Raw genomic sequence first — 18,388 nt, 5'->3', positions numbered from 1 at the left:
AAAAGTAAGTTTAATTGATTGGCATAAAACTGATAGCGGTTCCGCCACCGGCAGCCAAGACTAGTTTCAGCTTGGTTTTGGAAGTCACGGTCATCGTTTTGATTTCATAGTTGATTGGATTTTTCTCCCAATGTGCGGTTTTACCATCTTGGTAAATGATGGCTTTGTATTTTTTATTGGGTGAAAGAAAATCCAGTTTGATTTCGGTGTTTCTAGGATTTTCATCCGTAATAGCGCCTAAAAACCAATTTTCTGATTTTTTGTCCTTACGGGCAACAGTCAAATAATCTCCCGGTTCGGCTTCCAAATATTTTGATTCCTGCCAATCCACGGCTACGTCTTTGATAAACTGGAATGCATCAGGATATTTCTCGTAATTTTCCGGTAAATCGGCTGCCATTTGTAATGGTGAATACATGGTTAAATATAAGGCCAATTGCTTTGCCAAAGTGGTATGAACCTGAGCGGTTTTGGTTTTGTCATAAATATTCATTTTTACTTCAAAAATTCCCGGTGTATAATCCATTGGTCCGCCTAATAATCTGGTGAATGGTAAAATCGTTTCATGCATTGGCGGATTTCCGTTACTCCAGGCATTGAACTCATTTCCACGAGCCGCTTCAGCTGCGATATAATTTGGATACGTTCTGCTGTAACCTGTAGGGCGTGAACTTTCGTGTGAGTTGACCATCATTTTATAATCGGCAAATCTTCTGGCAACAAAGTTGAAATGATTCACCATGGTTTGTCCATCATGGAATTCACCACGCGGAATAATTCTGCCCACATAACCCGATTTGGCTGCAGGATAACCATATTCTTTCATCAGGTTTAGCGCCCTGTCCAAATGTCTTTCATAATTCGCCACCGAGCCCGAAGTTTCGTGGTGCATAATCATCTTAACGCCTTTAGATTTGGCATACGCATTGATTTCAGCCAAATTATAATCAGGATATGGTGTTGTAAAATCGAAAACCTCTTCTTTCCAGTTACCAAACCAATCTTCCCAACCCGCATTCCAACCTTCGACTAAAACACCATCGAAACCGTGTTTGGCCGCAAAATCTATGTATCTTTTGGTATTGGCTGTCGTTGCGCCGTGTTTGCCACTGGCGATTAATTCTCTTGATTCCGTATTTTGGGCATTTTGACTTCCGGCATAATCCCAGGTTGATTTCCCAACGTGCATTTCCCACCAGATGCCAACATACTTCATTGGTTTAATCCAGGAAGTATCGGCAATTTTCGATGGCTCATTTAGGTTTAAAATCATTTTGGAACCTACAATATCTCGGGCATCATCGCTGACTATAACTGTACGCCAAGGTGAAACACATGGCGCTTGCAAATAGGCCTTGTCACCAATAGCATTGGGCACCAAACGGGAAACCAAAGCATTGGTAGCCGGATTTAAATCCAAGTGCATTATTGGATAATTCACAACAGCTGCTTCAAAAATATTGAGGTACAAATTATCGGCAGTTTTCATCATTAATGGCGATTGTACCACATGTTTTCCGGCAATAGATTTTAAACCGATTCCGTTATTTAAATCGATTTTATCAGTATTGATTTCGGATAATAAAGTTTCGTTATAAGCATATTCCTGGCTGTCAAAATCACCAGGAATCCAGAATGTTTTGTGGTTTCCGGCCAAGTTAAATTCCGACTTCTCATCGGATATGATAAAGTAATTCAGGTTAGCCTGCTTTGGAAATTCATAGCGAAAAGCCATGCCTTCATCATATACTTTGAAGATGATATTCATCTTTCTGTTGGTTCCCATTTGGGACAAGGCAACGGTCAATTCATTATAATGATTTACAATGTTAGATTGCTCACCCAGAACCGGTTTCCATATTTCATTGAAAGTAGCAATTTTAACGTTATCTATTTTAAAATTGGACGCCAAATCGGTATCGGCTTTGAGATAAATTCCCAAAAGACTTTTCAAAACCACTGGTTTGTTTTTATAGGTCAACGCATAAGCAGGCGTTCCTTTTTCGGTTAATTTAAAATCGAGTGTGAGTTCTTTTGAAGGTGATTGAATCGTTTGTGCATTGAGGCCAAAAGCGAACAAAAGTAAAGTGATGATTAACAAATTTCTCATAAGGTATATTTTTGATAAAGATAGAAATAACTTGCCACTTTTAAAAAAACCCTTCAGCTAATGACTAAAGGGTTTTCCTCGAAGTGCATATAAAACTAATTAACCAAATCAAATTTTATTTTATTTGTCGTATCGGAATTGGTTCCGATAAAAACTTCAAATTCTCCGGGCTCTGCAACAAACTGTAAATCAGAATTGTAAAACTTTAAATCTTCAACAGAGATTTCAAAAGTGACGGTTTGCTTCTCGCCTTTTTTAATATCGATTTTCTGAAAACCTTTTAGTTCTTTTATCGGTCTGGTTACAGAACCAACCAAATCCCTGATATAGAGCTGAACGACTTCCTTACCGTCAAAATTCCCGGTGTTGGTAATATCTACCGTCGCTTTAATGGTTTCACCTGATCTCATTTTGGCCGAAGACAATTTCAGATTGGCATACTCAAAAGTGGTATAACTCAAGCCAAAACCAAATGGAAATAAAGGCTCGTTTCTTTCGTCTAAATAATTAGATTTAAATTTCTCGAATTTTCCTTCTTTGTTTCCTAATGGTCTTCCGGTGTTTTTGGCTGCGTAGTAAATCGGTAGTTGCCCAACGCTTCTGGGGAAAGTCGTGGTTAGCTTACCCGATGGATTTTCGTTTCCGAACAGGACATCGGCGATGGCATAACCGGCTTCACTACCGGGAAACCAAACATTTAAAATGGCCGGAACGGTTTGATTTTCATCTGTAATCACCAATGGGCGACCGTCAAACAAAACCAAAACGACCGGTTTTCCAGTTTTTAATAATTCCCTGAGCAAATCTTTTTGTGCTTGTGGAATTTCCAGATTGGTTCGGCTGCTGGATTCGCCACTCATTTCGGCAGATTCGCCCAATGCAGCAATAATCACATCCGATTGGTTAGCGGCTTTGAGCGCTTCAGAAAGCAACTCTTCGTTGGTTCTTTTGTCCCTGTGCAGTGTTTTGCCAAACATTGTAGCTTTTTCCTCAAAGACAGCATCATAGTCGAGATTGCTGCCTTTGGCGAATAATATTTTGGCAGAAACCCCAACCACAGATTTTAGACCATCCAGTAGTGAAACGGAATTTTCCTGTTTGGTTGCCACACTCCAAGTTCCTGCCATATTTTCTTTGGCGTCTGCCAATGGACCAATAAGCGCTATTGTTCCTGATTTCTTTAGGGGTAATATCTGGTTTTCATTTTTTAATAAAACCAATGACTGGGACGCTATTTTTCGGGCTTCACTCCTATTGGAGGAAGTAAATATTTCAGTTTTAGGGCGATTAACATCGCAATATCTGAAGGGATCGTGAAACAAACCCAAATCGTATTTAGCATTTAAAATCAATCGGACTGCGTTGTCAATTTGCTGAATCGTCACTTTTCCTTCGTCTACAGATTTTTTTAAGGTCAACAAAAAGCCTTCACCTACCATATCCATTTCTACGCCGGCATTCAAGGCCAAGGCAGAAACCGTCTGCAAATCACCCAATCCATGTTCGGTCATTTCGTTGATTCCTGTGTAATCGGTTACTACAAAACCTTTAAAACCCCATTGTTTTCTGAGTAAGTCTGTCAGCAACCATTTGTTTCCCGTTGCCGGAATGCCATCAATTTCGTTAAACGAGGCCATTACCGAACCTGCACCGGCATCAACTGCGGCTTTATAAGGCGGAAGATAATCGTTGTACATCCTGATTTTACTCATGTCGACCGTATTGTAATCTCTTCCTCCTTCGGGTGCGCCATACAACGCAAAGTGCTTAACACACGACAAAATGGTATTGTTTTTACTCAAATCATCGCCCTGGTAACCATGAACCATTGCTTTGGCTATTTGACTTCCGAGATACGGATCTTCTCCGGAACCTTCAGAAATCCTTCCCCATCGCGGATCGCGCGAGATATCGACCATCGGTGAGAATGTCCAGGTGATACCATCGGCACTGGATTCCTGAGCGGCAATCTGAGCACTTTTTTTAATTAAATTCATATCCCAGGTGCATGATAATCCAAGTGGAATTGGGAATGTGGTTTCGTATCCGTGAATGACATCCATCCCAAAAAGCAATGGGATTTTTAAGCGGCTTTTTTCAACGGCAATCTTTTGAACTTCTTTTATTTTCTGAACGGATTTAATATTGAACAATCCGCCGACTTTTCCTTCTTCAATTTTTCTGGCAATATTGGAACTGTTTGCCTGACCGGTAGTTATATCACCTGAGGTTGGCAAATTCAGCTGCCCGATTTTCTCCTCCAAAGTCATTTTGGACAATAAATCGGAAACAAAAATTTCCTTTGGAGCAATAGCCACTTTAGGCGTTTTCTTTTGCGCCAGAGCTACAGAAGTAATTAGTAAAAACGATAATATCAGGTTTCTATAAAGTCTCATTCGTGCGCTTAATTTTATTTGTATTGTGCTAATAACCATTCGTAAAACTTAGGATTTGAATATGTTGAATCCCAACTGTTGTGATTGTCATTTGAAAAAATAATCAGTTCCACAGTTTTATTTGTTTCCTTCAGTTTTTGATACATGTCTATCGATTGTGTTGGAGAAACTACATCGTCCAAAGCACCATGATATATTTTTATGGGTGTATCTTTAAGCTTTTCGGCATTAAATAACATCATCCTGTCTATTGGAGCACAAACCGGGGCTACAGCAGCAAACATTTCCGGGTGTTCCTCTGCCAGTTTCCACGTTCCCCAGCCGCCCATGCTGAGACCGGTTAAATAAATCCTTGATTTATCTACATTGTATTTTGCAGAAATATCTACTATCAATTGGTATAAAGCTTCTGTATCCCACCAAACATTTTCCGGACATTGTGGCGCCAATATCGCAATAGGTGCATTAATCAAATGCTGATAGGTAAAAGGACTGTGGCTTTTTACCAATTCCAAATCGGTTCCTCTTTCGCCTGAACCATGCAGAAAAACCATCAATGGAAACTTTTCTTTTTGGTTTTTAGGCAATTGAAGAATATAATTCAATTCCAGTTTTATTTTGATTTCTTTAGAAAAAGAACCTTTAATTTCCTGTGAAAAGGCAACAAAAGGGAGAGTCATCAAGAAAACAGTAAGTGCTATTTTAATCTTCATAACTATTAGGCTTATACTTAAAATCCGTGTTGTGAGGAACTAAATCCTAAATTCTGAAGTCCCGTTTGCACTTCCGGAGCCTGCATGAATAAATTCCACAAGAACCCGGTTCTATAATTCTCAATCATAGGAGCAATTGTTCCCTGATCGATAGCCAAATATCTTTTGGTAACCCAATCGTGATGAGGCGAAAAGGCATCATACGGTCCGGCAACGCCAATCAATCTGTCTTTCCATTCTGCATTTTCATAAAAGAAACGCAATGCTTTCATTGATTCTACGGGCGTATATGGAAAATCCGATAAAGCTGCCGTTGGCGATATTACGCCTCTGTCATTGTTGGGCTGATGTGCTGAATAGCCAACAGTTCCATTGGAGTTTCGGGAATAACTGGCTGTTAAGCCCCAGCAATTTTCGCCATATCCGATCCAACCTAATGGATTTGTAGCGCAATAAGTATACATGATTTTAGCATGATTCTGAGTCAGACTCCAATAATTGGCATATTGATCTGTTAAACCTCTGGGATCAAGTCCTAAATAAGAATAATGTGCCCAAAACATTGGTCCGACTGATGCAGTACCATTGTATTTAAAAATTATAGGAATATTATAAACGGAAGTCGGACTCACAATTGCACCACTTCTGGCCCAACCTTCATGATAAGCTGCTGAAGGAATAGGATGCGTTGGAGAAGCTGCGGCCATTATGTAAGTAATCAGACATTCATTATAACCTTCCAATTTAAAATTCATTTGCCATTCATAATTTGGCGACCAATGCCAATACATTGCATTTTCGCCTTTGGTATACCAACTCCACTCAACACCTTTCCATAAGTTATCCGCTTTTAATGCCAAAGCCTGTTCTTCGGCGTTGCCATTTTTAAAATACTCCCTGATACAGATTAATCCTTGGCAGAGAAAGGAGGTTTCAACTATGTCTCCTCCGTTATCTACAGTGCCAAAAGGAACTACATTACCATTGGTTCCGTTGATCCAGTGTGGCCATGCCCCATGAAATCTGTCTGCGTTTTCAAGAAATGTGAGCGCGGTTGTCAATCGGGTCACCGCTTCTCCTCTTGGAACAAAGCCGCGTTCAATACCTACAAGGATTGTCATTAATCCAAATCCTGAACCACCTGTGGTCACAAGATGTTCATCAACGAACGGTTCATCTGTATGGTATCTTTCGCGTGCCAGTTTTGAATTGGTCTCAGCATAATCCCAAAAATACTTTAAGGCATCTTTTTGGGCCAAGTTGAGAATTTCTTCATCAGTAAGAAGAATTGGATTTTCAGGTTGCGCAGTTGATTTATCCGAACAAGAAAAAGAGCAGAAGATTAGTAGAAAAGATAATGAAAATAGTATTTTGGGAATATAATTCATGATTGATGTTTAAATGGGCTTGCTTTTATATAAACCCCGGCAGTTGGTTATGACTGCCGGGGTTGTATTTTTTTGATTATCTACCAGCTAATTCTAATTGGTATAAAGCACCTATCTCAGCTAAAGTCAAAGTTTTACTAAAAACCCTTACTTCGTCCACTCCGCCCTGGAGTGCTGAATTCCAGGTTTCAATGTTTGTCCCGTCAGCTACGGAAGGCGTCGCTCCAATGATTGTCTGAGTTGGTTCAAACAAATCAAATGGCATAGGATCTCCATTGTTTCTGCTTTCCCATGCTGAATTAGAAATTTTAGCACCGTTTACATAAATTCTGGTGTTGGCATTTGTTGCATCCCAAACCCAAACAATATGAGCCCATTGTCCGCCAATTTTATTAGCAGCCCAAGTATGGGTTGCATCCATCCAAGGCTCTTGTTTGATCATGTTGATACAGTCTCCGTTAAAAGAAGAAACTCCGTCAGGCATTTTAAAATGGTATTCCGCTTTAACCTGAATAGAATCGCTGGAAACTAATCCGTGTGTATTACCAAATAAAGATAAGTTACCAATATTGGCATTATCTCCTCCGGTAAAAGAAATTAATGGTGAAATATGGCTTGGGCCACCATCAACCAGTTTTGTATTTGAAATTTTCGCCCAGCACGAAATAGAAATACTTCCAGACAATCCGGTGATATTTGAAATTGCCGGATATTTTAACCAGCCTAAATTAAATTGAGCTGCCTGACCTTTTTGTCCATCCACCCAGGTAACACTTTGAGTAACTGAAGGTGGTGTATTTGAAACGGTTTCATTTCCGTTTCCGTCTAATGGCCAGTAAGCTTTTAAGGATAATGCTGCAACCTCGTCTGCATTGTTATAGCCTCCAATTGGCGGTAATGACGAAGAATCACTACTACAACTTGTAAATGATGCAAAAGCAACACTTAAAGCAAATGCGGAAAATAAAATCTTGTTTGTTTTCATAATTTAAAATATTTAATGTTTGGATTAATATTAATGTTCATTTTAATAACCTGGATTTTGTGTCAGCCTGTTAGCGCTGGCAACAATCTGATCTTGGGGAATTGGGAACAATTCATGAACCCCAACCATGAATGTTTTTCCATCTGCTGCCATAGCAGCCTGAGCCTGTCCGGTTCTAACTAGGTCAAACCATCTGTCATGTTCCATGGCCATTTCAGCTCTTCTTTCTTTAAGGATTGATTCTAATGTCACTGAAGTTACCGATGACAGACCGGCTCTAACTCTTATATCGGATATTCTTTCTGCTGCCTCTGTAAGCATTCCGATATGGAAGCCTGCCTCAGCTCTTATCAAAAGCACATCACTAAATTTTAAAATTCGAAGGTTTTTAGCAGTGTTGCCCTTATTGCCATCCCACGATTCAATAATGCTGCTTTGATAGGCTTTATAATTGTATCTTGGGTTATTCCATGTTGTTGGAGCAATAAATCCGTCCCAAAGAACAGAAGGGACAAACATTACCGTTGCCGCTTTTCTCAAATCACCGATTTCATAGGAATTAACCAATGATATTGATGGTGTATTAAAGCCCCAGCCTAAATCAGGTGTTCCTCTTGGTCCCTGAACATTGGTATAGTCTACCAACCCTTTTGTAAGCGTTGCCTGCACTTCATAGACAGATTCTGATCCATTTTCCCCTACTTCTCTCCAGACGTTTTCATAATTTGGAAGAAGAGAATACTGACTTGAAGCTATTACTTCTCCTGCCATATCATAAGCTTGCTGCCATTTATTTTGGTATAAATAGGCTTTTGCCAAAAGTGCCTGAGCAGCACCTTTCGAAGCCCTTCCCAAGTCACTTGAACCATATTCGCCTTTAAGAGGTAATCTGTTTATAGCGTCTAATAAATCTGCTTCAATCTGTGCATAGGTTTCTTCTTTTGTTTTTCTCACATAAACAATATTGTTTATGGCTTCGGAATCATTAATATCAATCTTAGAGGTTACTAATGGCACTCCTCCAAAACATCTTACCAAATCAAAGTAAAACAAGGCTCTTAAAAATTTAACTTCACCAATATACCGGTCCTTCAGGGCTTGATCTATAGCAAATTGATCCAGGTAAAAAAGCGCGGTATTAGCTCTACCGATAGCCTGATATCGGCCTTCCCAAACATCGCTGAATGAAATATCGGTTTTGCTGAAGGTCAGATTATCCATTTTGTTTTTATCTGAACCTGTATCAGTTGGTGTAGAACCTTTATCAGCATCATCAGAGGTAATGCTGGTTATTCCAATCCATGAAAAGGAATACATATTGTAATCCAACTGTTTACTATAAACTCCATTCACTAATTGGACAGCATTGTTAGGATCACTTAAAAAATCATCGACTTCTATAACGTCATTTGGATCAACATTCAAATCATCTTCACAAGCCGTTAAGCTTAAAGCAAGAATAAGTAGTACTATTAATCTATTATTTATTATATTTTTCATAATCATTTTTTTAGAAACTAATGTTTAACCCGAATAAAAAAGTTTTGTTTGTTGGATATGCATCCAACTCAATTCCGGCACCTCCTAATGGATTTGCATTATCGCCACCTACTACCTCAGGTGAATACCCTGAATATTTAGTGAATATGAAAGGGTTAACAGCCGTAACATAAACCCTTATTTTATCAATTTTCTCATAAAATTTAGGCACGGTATAGCCAAGGGTTATATTATTGATTCTCAAGTAAGCACCATCTTCAATATAATACGTCGAAGGAATTGGCACTTCATTGAATGGAGCCGGATTGCTGCCATTAGGTGTTGTTGGTGTCCAAAAACTATCGAGATAGCCATATTCGATATTTTCCCCACCAAATCGTTGTGCTTTTTTACCGTTATAAACTTTATTGCCTCCAACGCCGTAAGCATCAGCAGAAAAATCAAATTTTTTGTAATTAATTCCAAAACTAAGTCCATACGTATAGGTTGGCAAATAAGAACCGGCTACTACTTTTTCAGTGCTATAAGTGAAGCCACCGTCTGAGTTTTTTCCGGTAACCTGATAAACATAAAAACTACCCAAAGCCTCTCCTACAAGGACTTGTTTTGTTGTATAGCCATTACTCAAACCTCCACCGACTAAAGTGGCGAAATAGCTGTTATTGGCTCTTAAAAGTTCGTTTTTATTATAGGAGTAATTTCCAGAAACCCAGTAACTCCAATTGTCATTAATTTTGGTATCCCATTTTAAGGAAACTTCAACTCCTTTGTTGTTCACGTCTCCCGTATTTACAACCGTTCTTCCTTCTGATATAACATCAGGAAGATCTACTGGCAGGATTACATCTGAAGATGTTCGGTCATAAACGTCAATTGTACCGGACAATTTGTTATTCAAAACTTTAAAATCGATTCCCAAATCTACTTCCTGCATTGTTTCCCATGTCAGGTTAGGATCAACTGCATAGGGCTGATAACTTCCCGGATTGATGCCTTGATTACTACCCAACGCATAATTTGCTCCAGGTGAAAAAATTGGGATATTTAAGGAATTCAGGGAATTTGCATTGCCAATTTCTCCATAACCGGCACGCAGTTTCAGGTAATTAATAAATTTAATATTTTGCAAAAACTTCTCTTCGCTTATCAACCAACCAGCAGATACAGAAGGAAAAATTCCCCATTTTTTGCTTTCCTGAAAGGTACTGATTCCTTCACGTCTCAAGGATGCAGAAAGTAAATACTTGCCATTGTACTCATACTCAAATCTTCCGAAATAAGCTAATGAAACCACAGGAGTGTCACGATGGTTAGTCAGAATCGAACCAGGAGCCGTTACACTATTATAGGATGCTAATTCAAATGACCAATAATTGGATTGCGCAGGAACGTTATATCGCGTTCCTTCTAAATTTTCGAATTTCTTTTTTGTTGTTCTGGACATACCTACAACGGCAGTTATGTCGTGTTTATTAAAAGTCCTTTTAAATGTCAGATAGTTATCCCAGTTGAATTCGTATGAATCGTTTCTCTTTTGTTGTAAGGTGTTGTACTTTATCTCATTGCCCCCAAATGAAGCCTCATAATCTTCAATGCTGCTTGTTGGATTTTGTGAAAGATAAATTTGATCATTTGGAATAAAAGAGAATCCTTTATAATTGTTATAGGTTGCACCAAAATTAGAAGTATAGGTAAAATCATTGGTGAGTTTAAATTCTGCAGAAACAGAACCAAAAAGAGTCACATCCTTATTCTTGTCATTAGTATAATACAATTGTGCAACAGGGTTTCCGACATTATTAAATCGGTCATTTCCGTTAATATCAATAAGTCCCGTATTAGGATTACGTATTGGCACACCCCATCTTCCATTATCAAAGAAAACCGGAACAATCGGTGACTGTTTGTAGGCGTTGGTAAAAGCACTAAGCGGCTTGGTTCTATTGTTTGCCACGGTCAAATTAAAATTTTGTGCTATTTTAACCTTACCATCAAGGATCTTAAATTCATTTCTTGAATTGGCATTATTTCTTTCGTATTGGGTTCCTGACAAGATCCCATTCTCCTTGTAATTGGTTGCTGAAAAATAATAATTGGCATTTTCATTGGCTCCTGAAATAGAAATGTGATTACTCATTACTTCTCCTGTATCAGTAATTTCATCTAACCAATCAGTATTATAGGGCTGATCAAAACTGAAATAACTGGCATTACCCTGAGCCGTATTATTGTAATATGCAAAACGGTAGGAGTTTGCCATTTTTACCTTTTTCTGAATGAATTTCTGTCCATAATATGAATCATAGGAAACTTTCATTTTTCCCTTTTTTCCTTTTTTGGTAGAAATAATTATAACTCCATTGGCTCCTTTTTGGCCATAGATTGCTAATGATGAAGCGTCTTTCAGGATGTCCATTGAGGCAATTTCATTAGGGCTTATACCATTTAAACTTTTGGCCTCAATACCATCAATAACATAAAGTGGATCTCTACCTCCAAGAATGGTTCCCAATCCCCTAATCCTTATAGACGGATTTGCACCGGGTTCGTCGTTAGTGACTATATTAACCCCAGCTGCCTTGCCCTGAATCGCCTGAATCGCTGATTGAGAAGGTGTTTTGACAATATCAGTAGCTTTAATCTGCGAAACCGAACCTGTTATAGATCCTAATTTTTTTGTTCCATATCCAATGACAACAACTTCTTTTAACAATTGGTTGCTTTCCTTTAAAACAACCACCATATTAGGTTCTGCTTTTTGGGTAATTTTATCATATCCAATCATCGAAAACTCAAGTAAATCACCTGGTTCCGCCTGAATTACAAAATTACCGTCAAAATCAGTTTTGGCATTGATGCTTTTACCTTTAATAAGTATGTTAGTTTCCGGCATTGGTAAACCATTCTCATCAACTACTTTCCCTTTGATCTCTTGACTGTAAGCAATACAGCCAGCGGTAAGCAGCAAAAAATAAGTTAAGAAAATTTTCATTTTGGCTAGTTTGATTTTGTTTTAGTAAATATAGTGAACTAAATCGTTATAGTAATCGTACAAATTGCACTACATTACTACATCTTTTTTGAAAATAAAAATTATAATCATCTGTTTTTCAATAATTTAAAATAAAATAATATTACAAAAAACTCATCGATACTAATCAGTAATGATGTAGCATTGATGAGTTAATAATTAGTAAAATACTATTAATAAAATTATTGCATTGATAAAAATTTACATAAAATTATGTATTTATCATAAACTTAGAAAGACTGTCATCCGAGGTCAAGCCTAATTTTTTTCTCAGACGGTAACGATGCAATTCAACACCTCTGAAAGAAATGTTCATTAGCGGGGCAATTTCTTTAGAGGAAAGATTCATTTTAAGGTAAATGCAAAGCTTAATATCCTTTGAAGTCAGGATAGGATATTTTTTAGACAGTCGTTGAACAAACTCTTCATTGCTTTGCAGCAAATTCTTCTCAAAACTCTCCCATTCATTTTTATTGATGGCGTTTATCTTGATAGATTTCTTAATGCTGCTTTTCAAATTACTGATTTCGGTCTCAGACTCCAAAGCTTTTAAAATGCTTTCTATCATTTCCGACTGTTTGGCAATGGACAATGACTTACCGGCAACTTCAGAGGCTTTGGCCTGAATTTGAACTTCAAGAATGTGTTTTTCATACTCTTGCAGTTTCAGCTTATTCTGTGCTTCCATTTCTAAGTGAAGGATTTCCTTTTGATGTTTTAACTCTTCCTCTTTTAGCTTTAATTTTTCAATATAACGGATTTTGTTCCATTTATAATACAAATAAAATGCGCCTACAATAATCGAAACATAAATCAATACCATCCAAAATGAAATATACCAAGGCCTTTCCACGGTAAAATTAAACGAAGCCAGTTGAACATAGCGCTCACCATCATTATAATAAACAATCAATTCGTGGCTTCCGCTGGATAAATTGTTTAGTATAATATTAGAATCCTTCAGGGAATTATACTTTTTGGTATCGTCAAGCGTAAAAAACAACTCTTGCTTGTTATAGCCATAATATTCCGAAATGACATCTAAACTAATGGATTTATTATAACCTATAGTGGCTGATTTTTCCACAAAAAGGCCATCAACAAAGGCTTCGAGCCTGACACTTTTACCATGAGGTTTTGGCTTTGGCTTTTGTAGTTTAAAAGAAAAGAAACCATCGTCCAGATTTAATAAATACTGCCCATTTGATTTGAAAACCTTGGTGTCTTGGTTGATGATTTTTCCTTCGTAATACTTTTCCGGAATCAGTCGCCAAACGAACTTATTATTGATCCTGTTAATTACGTAAAGTGATTTGTCTTTTAGGATGATAAAATTCTCATCATCTATCGGAATCAACTCTGATATATTGGAGAAGGATTTATTAAAATAGGAATTGAGTTCTAACTTGCTTGACATCGAGTTATAGCTATACCATTTTGAATTGATATAGAACAACACTTCATTGTTGAAATTTACCATCTTAACCCCATAATCATTGAGGATTTTGTTCTTTTTGGTGATGTTCTCAATTTTCTCAACAATGAAATTATCATCAAAAATGATTCGGTATAAACTCCTGTAATTGTCAACTGCCCAAAGTTCGTTGTGTTTGTTTTGAATAATGCTCTTTATTGGCTTGGTAAGGTTTGAGAAATATTTATAGGTCTTGAGATCCGACGGATTCTCATAAATCACAATACCGGAATAATTAGCCAGGAAAAAATTATTATGAAAATTACTCTTTAAAAACTTCCATCCGCCACTTATTTCATTTACTTTCTGCAATGCATTATTTTCATAAACATAAGTTCCGTCATTGTGGCCAATCAGGTAACGATCACCAACCTTTAAAATATCCCAAACTTGCCCTTGTGAATTGGACAACAACGTCAAAGTCTTATTCTGGTATTTAAAAACACCATGATTAGAACCCAACAACAATCCGTCTTTCAAAGGCGCCATAGTATAAACAGAACCTAAAATCCCTGAATTATCCGAGAATATCTTATAGGGCGAATTGATTTCAATGTGTGAAATTCCATTATCGAGTCCAAGCCACAAATCATTTTCCTTATCCAGTCCAATGCTTAAAATGGAGTTGTTTTTAAGCGCATTCTTTCGGCAGATATTGTTGTAACTGTTATTTTTTAAATCAATGACATAAACGCCCTGGAACGCAGTACCGATGATTAATCTGTTGTTGGATATGGCTTTAGCGGTAATAATAATCTCCTTCTTGAGCAATTCGTTCAAAGGATGTGACCATGGTCTTAAAGCATTGTTCTCTTCAATATAAATACCGCTTTTTTGGGTAAAAAAGAACATTTTCCCATTGGCTTTGTCAATCGCATGGATGATATTCCCTTCTAACAGATTCCATTTGTCAATTTTCCTGAATTCATTATTTTCAAAGAGAAATACACCATCTTTAACTGATGCTGCATAGATTATGTTATCCACTAAAAAGCAATACGAAATCTGAAATGGAATCCTGATTTTCCGGATCTTATTGTTCTCTAAAACATAAAGCTCGTTAAAAGACTGAAAGTAAATTTTATTATCATGCTTAAAAATCTTCCACACCTCTTCGTTAATCGATGAACCGTTAAAGAAATTTTTGTCTTTTGAAAGCGAAGTATAGTGCAAAATCCCATCCTTTCTTTTCCAATAACCAAATTCGTTATAGGAACCCGAATAAATCTTATCACCATCCGAGAAAACAGATCTTATGATGGTTTTGTTGGGCAAACTGTATTTCTCCCAGCGAACACCATTAAATCGGAGTAAATAGTGATTATTGGCAAAATAGAACGCATTATCATTCCCTTGCGTAACACTCCAAACCTGGTTGTCACCATTATAATTGCTTTTAGTAAAGTTTTCCACAAAGGGAAGCAACTCCTGAGCTTGGGTTAATGAGCAGAGCAGAAAAAAGAAAAAGGTTATTTTATTTTTCACTTTTGGAAGATTAATACCCAAAAATAAAAAAACTTATGCCTTTTATTACAATCAAAGATTAATTTCCGTCAACGTAGTCCTGAAGATATGCAAATCGAGGTGTCAATTTACCGTTTTCAGTGATTTTGGCTCTTTCTAAAATACCGTCCTTATCGCCGTTAAAGAAAGCCGGAATCACATGTTTCATAAACATTTCCCCAAAACCTTCGCTAGCGTCTTTTGGCAATTCGCAAGGCAAATTATCGACAGACATTACCATGATTGAACCGGGATGTGTAAACGGAACTTCTTTATTTTCACTTGGCAAATAACCAAAGAAAGGTTCAGCAATAGTTGACGCCTTGATAGTACAGGCAATCGGTCCATCAACGTCGCAGGAAATATCGGCAACGACTTTTATTTTGCAATCGGCGGCCTGAAGCATTTCACGGGTTAAGATATCCGGTGCGCTGTTGGCATGAAAATGTCCGGCCATGTAAATATCCGCAACTTTGGTAAAACGACCAAAATCGGAAACGTATTCCTGTGGGTTTTTATAGAAATCATTATTGTCTAAAACCTGTCCGTCGATGCGTTTGTTATAATCCAAAACATCGATTTGCGTGTAAACCGGTTGTGTGTAAACTTTATTTAAAAAATCATCTGCAGAAACCTGCTTGATTTTTATTCCATCCAAAATTTCTTTGGCACCCATGCCCACTTTTCCATGACCGGTCAGGACGATTTTGATATTGGGTAAGGTTTGTCGTTTCAAACGAACGATTAAATCATCTTTTCCGGTTAAGGTTTCCGCTTTAGGCAAGGTGAACAAGTCATATTTAATTCCAAAAGCCCTGAAACCATTATAAGCTCCAACAATTCCGGCATAACGACCAAAACCGATTAGTCTTCTATTGCTCGCATCAACTATGGTTTCATGATCATAAAGTTCAATATTTTTAGCCAAAATCGCTTTCAATAACTTGCGGTTGTGAACTTGTTTTTTAATCGTATGAGAAAAGAAAAAATACTTTTTATTCGGAATCAAATAATCAACCGGAATTTCCTTTACACCAAAGAACACATCACAATCTGAAATATCATCAGCGACTTCAATGCCTAACTTTTCATATTCGGCATCACTAAAAATCCTGATATCAGAACTTTCAACTTTAACTATGGCTTCAGGATGCTCTTGCTGTAATCTTACTAACTCTTCAGGAGTAAAAACAACTCTTCTGTCTGGTGGATTTTTTCTTTCTTTAATTATTCCGAATTTCATTCTGCAGATTTTTTTTCTGCCCCAAAAGTAGGTGTAACGAAAACGTTTTCAAAACTTTTTTAGAAAAATAAAAATTGTGAAAAACCTGTTGAAAGCTTTGCAAAAAATTAACTATTCAACTTAGCTGAATAATTATATTTGTGATTCCATAAGTCTCAAAAATGAAAATCAGAAAACCCTATTATATACTACTCCTTTGTTCTTTACTTTTAATTACTGCTTCCTGCTCAAAACAAGAGAAATCTGAAGAAAATGCGGTGATTAAGATGAATGATCAGGGAATTCCGGTGATGATGCCGCTACAAAAACCATTGCCCAAACTTTCCAATGCTTTTGTCAATGATAAAAAATATGGTTCTGCCCGCTTTTTTGAAAAAATCTGGTCCGAAAAGAATGATAATGTGAGTTTTCTCGTGGCTAAGAATGGCCAGATTATCTATGAAAATTATATGGGTTATGCCAATAAACGAGCCGATGAAAAAATAACCAAAGAGACACCCTTACATATTGCTTCTGTTACCAAAGTATTCACGGCTACAGCCATACTGATGTTAATTGATGCCAAAAAAATCAAATTAGATCAAAAGGTAACCACCTTAATCGACAGCTTTCCTTACCCGGACGTTACCATTCAAACATTGCTGAACCACAGAAGCGGCATGAGAAACTACGCCTACTTCACTTTTGAAAACAACAATTGGGACAAGAAAAAATTGTTGACCAATGAAGATATTGTCAAAGTAATGGTGGATAAGAAAATCCAGTTGGAAACCAAAACCGATACCCATTTTAGTTATTGCAATACCAATTATGCCATGTTGGCTTTAATCATTGAAAAAGTGACCGGATTAAAGTATCCCGATGCCATGAAAGAAATGATATTCAAACCACTGGGCATGACCAATACTTATGTGTGCGAATTTGAAAAAGATCGAGACAATATAGTGCCATCTTATAAAGGAAATAATGTTGAAATTGGTACGGATTATCTGGATGCCGTTTATGGTGATAAAAACATTTACTCAACCCCAAGAGACATATTAAAGTTTGATACCGCCCGTTATGCCCCATTCTTCCTTAATGCAGACTTATTGAAAAAAACATACCAAGGCTACAGTTATGAAAGCAAAGGCAAAAGAAACTACGGGCTTGGAGTTAGAATGATGGAATTTGATAAAGGCGAACCGTTTTTCTATCACAATGGTTGGTGGCACGGAAACACTTCTTCCTTAATCAACCTGAGAAAAGAAAAAGTTACCATTATCACGCTTTCCAATAAGTATACAAAGAAAACTTACCAATCCAAAAGGCTTGCCGCACTTTTTGGTGATTATCCGTTCAAATTGAATGATGATAATGACGAATAATTGACTACTTTTGTGGCCTGATTTTTGACAATCAGGATAAAAAAACTGGGGCCGACTGGTTTTGACAGCAAGTCGAATTGAACAGTAAGCACGTCGAGCATGGTACCATTTGCTCGTAAATCCAAGGGTACGAACTTATAAACGGCGAAAATAATTACGCTTTAGCTGCTTAATCTGAATTATAGTAAGATTTGCCTCGTCCCAACAAGGTTGGGAAGCTGGATTCCTCTCAGAAGCCCTGGTTTATGGCGTCTGGCTTAGGGGAACCGTAAATGTAAACCTAGGAAAGGTAATGTTCTGAATCCTTTCTGATACTCATAGAGCTAAGCATCGGATCGCTGTCTTTAGCATAGTCTGATGTCGAAAACCTAAGTAAAGACTAAGCGTGTAGAAAGCTCTTTAGTTGCTTGTTTGGACCCGAGTTCGACTCTCGGCGGCTCCACATCAAACGCAGTTTGCGTTTTAAAATTAAAAATCCAACAAGTTTACTTGATTGGATTTTTTTTATTTTGAGAAGCAGGCCATCTTGCATTCTTTCACTTCTGCTCCCACTGTCCGCGCTACATTTGATATTAAGAGGAGAATGCCCAGTGGACATTCGGATTTTATAAATTTGCTAAAGCAAAATACCTGACAGCCACTGGCTGTCCTTCTTTTAATTTCAAATCATCGGGGCTA

At 37.4% G+C, this 18,388-nt stretch carries 10 protein-coding genes and 1 other RNA gene; 2 read left to right on the top strand and 9 right to left on the bottom strand.

Going from position 1 to position 18,388, the window contains the following annotated elements:
• Positions 1-10: 10 nt before the first annotated feature.
• The 9 genes from P1K33_RS05935 to P1K33_RS05895 all read right to left on the bottom strand — a co-directional run bounded on the left by P1K33_RS05935 (position 11) and on the right by P1K33_RS05895 (position 16,343).
• Positions 11-2,110: a glycoside hydrolase family 97 protein gene (locus tag P1K33_RS05935; RefSeq protein ID WP_284651988.1), complete on the bottom strand. Its 2,100-nt coding sequence runs from the start codon at positions 2,108-2,110 to the stop codon at positions 11-13.
• A gap of 95 nt (positions 2,111-2,205) precedes the next feature.
• Positions 2,206-4,506 carry a beta-glucosidase BglX gene (bglX, locus tag P1K33_RS05930; protein WP_284651987.1) on the bottom strand — a complete coding sequence of 767 codons (2,301 nt, stop codon included), beginning with the start codon at positions 4,504-4,506 and terminating at the stop codon, positions 2,206-2,208.
• Positions 4,507-4,520: 14 nt separating this feature from the next.
• Positions 4,521-5,219, bottom strand: coding sequence for a carboxylesterase family protein (locus tag P1K33_RS05925; RefSeq protein WP_284651986.1), 699 nt, complete (start codon positions 5,217-5,219; stop codon positions 4,521-4,523).
• 17 nt (positions 5,220-5,236) lie between these two features.
• Positions 5,237-6,607, bottom strand: a complete 1,371-nt coding sequence (locus tag P1K33_RS05920; protein ID WP_284651985.1) for a glucoamylase family protein — start codon at positions 6,605-6,607, stop codon at positions 5,237-5,239.
• 76 nt (positions 6,608-6,683) lie between these two features.
• Positions 6,684-7,592 carry a LamG-like jellyroll fold domain-containing protein gene (locus P1K33_RS05915; protein WP_284651984.1) on the bottom strand — a complete coding sequence of 303 codons (909 nt, stop codon included), beginning with the start codon at positions 7,590-7,592 and terminating at the stop codon, positions 6,684-6,686.
• Between the two features lie 42 nt (positions 7,593-7,634).
• Positions 7,635-9,092 (bottom strand): RagB/SusD family nutrient uptake outer membrane protein, encoded by a 1,458-nt coding sequence (locus tag P1K33_RS05910; protein WP_284651983.1) that lies wholly within the window; start codon positions 9,090-9,092, stop codon positions 7,635-7,637.
• A gap of 10 nt (positions 9,093-9,102) precedes the next feature.
• On the bottom strand, positions 9,103-12,084 hold the full coding sequence (locus P1K33_RS05905; RefSeq protein WP_284651982.1) for a SusC/RagA family TonB-linked outer membrane protein: 2,982 nt from the start codon (positions 12,082-12,084) through the stop codon (positions 9,103-9,105).
• A 250-nt stretch (positions 12,085-12,334) separates the two neighbouring features.
• Entirely contained in the window at positions 12,335-15,082 is a 2,748-nt protein-coding gene (locus P1K33_RS05900; protein ID WP_284651981.1) for a helix-turn-helix and ligand-binding sensor domain-containing protein, read from the bottom strand.
• Positions 15,083-15,140: 58 nt separating this feature from the next.
• On the bottom strand, positions 15,141-16,343 hold the full coding sequence (locus tag P1K33_RS05895) for an NAD(P)-dependent oxidoreductase (protein WP_284651980.1): 1,203 nt from the start codon (positions 16,341-16,343) through the stop codon (positions 15,141-15,143).
• 161 nt (positions 16,344-16,504) lie between these two features.
• On the opposite strand from P1K33_RS05895, the gene P1K33_RS05890 reads away from it, so the two are divergent.
• Both P1K33_RS05890 and ssrA read left to right on the top strand, forming a co-directional pair.
• A complete protein-coding gene (locus tag P1K33_RS05890; protein WP_284651978.1) occupies positions 16,505-17,710 on the top strand; it encodes a serine hydrolase domain-containing protein in 1,206 nt (401 codons plus the stop codon).
• Between the two features lie 47 nt (positions 17,711-17,757).
• Positions 17,758-18,155, top strand: a transfer-messenger RNA (tmRNA) gene (ssrA, locus tag P1K33_RS05885).
• Positions 18,156-18,388 lie beyond the last annotated feature (233 nt).

The organism is Flavobacterium terrisoli (genome assembly GCF_030167905.1).
Lineage (GTDB): Bacteria > Bacteroidota > Bacteroidia > Flavobacteriales > Flavobacteriaceae > Flavobacterium > Flavobacterium terrisoli.
Note: the sequence above shows the minus strand (reverse complement) of the source record. Positions and strands in the feature narration are given on the sequence as shown.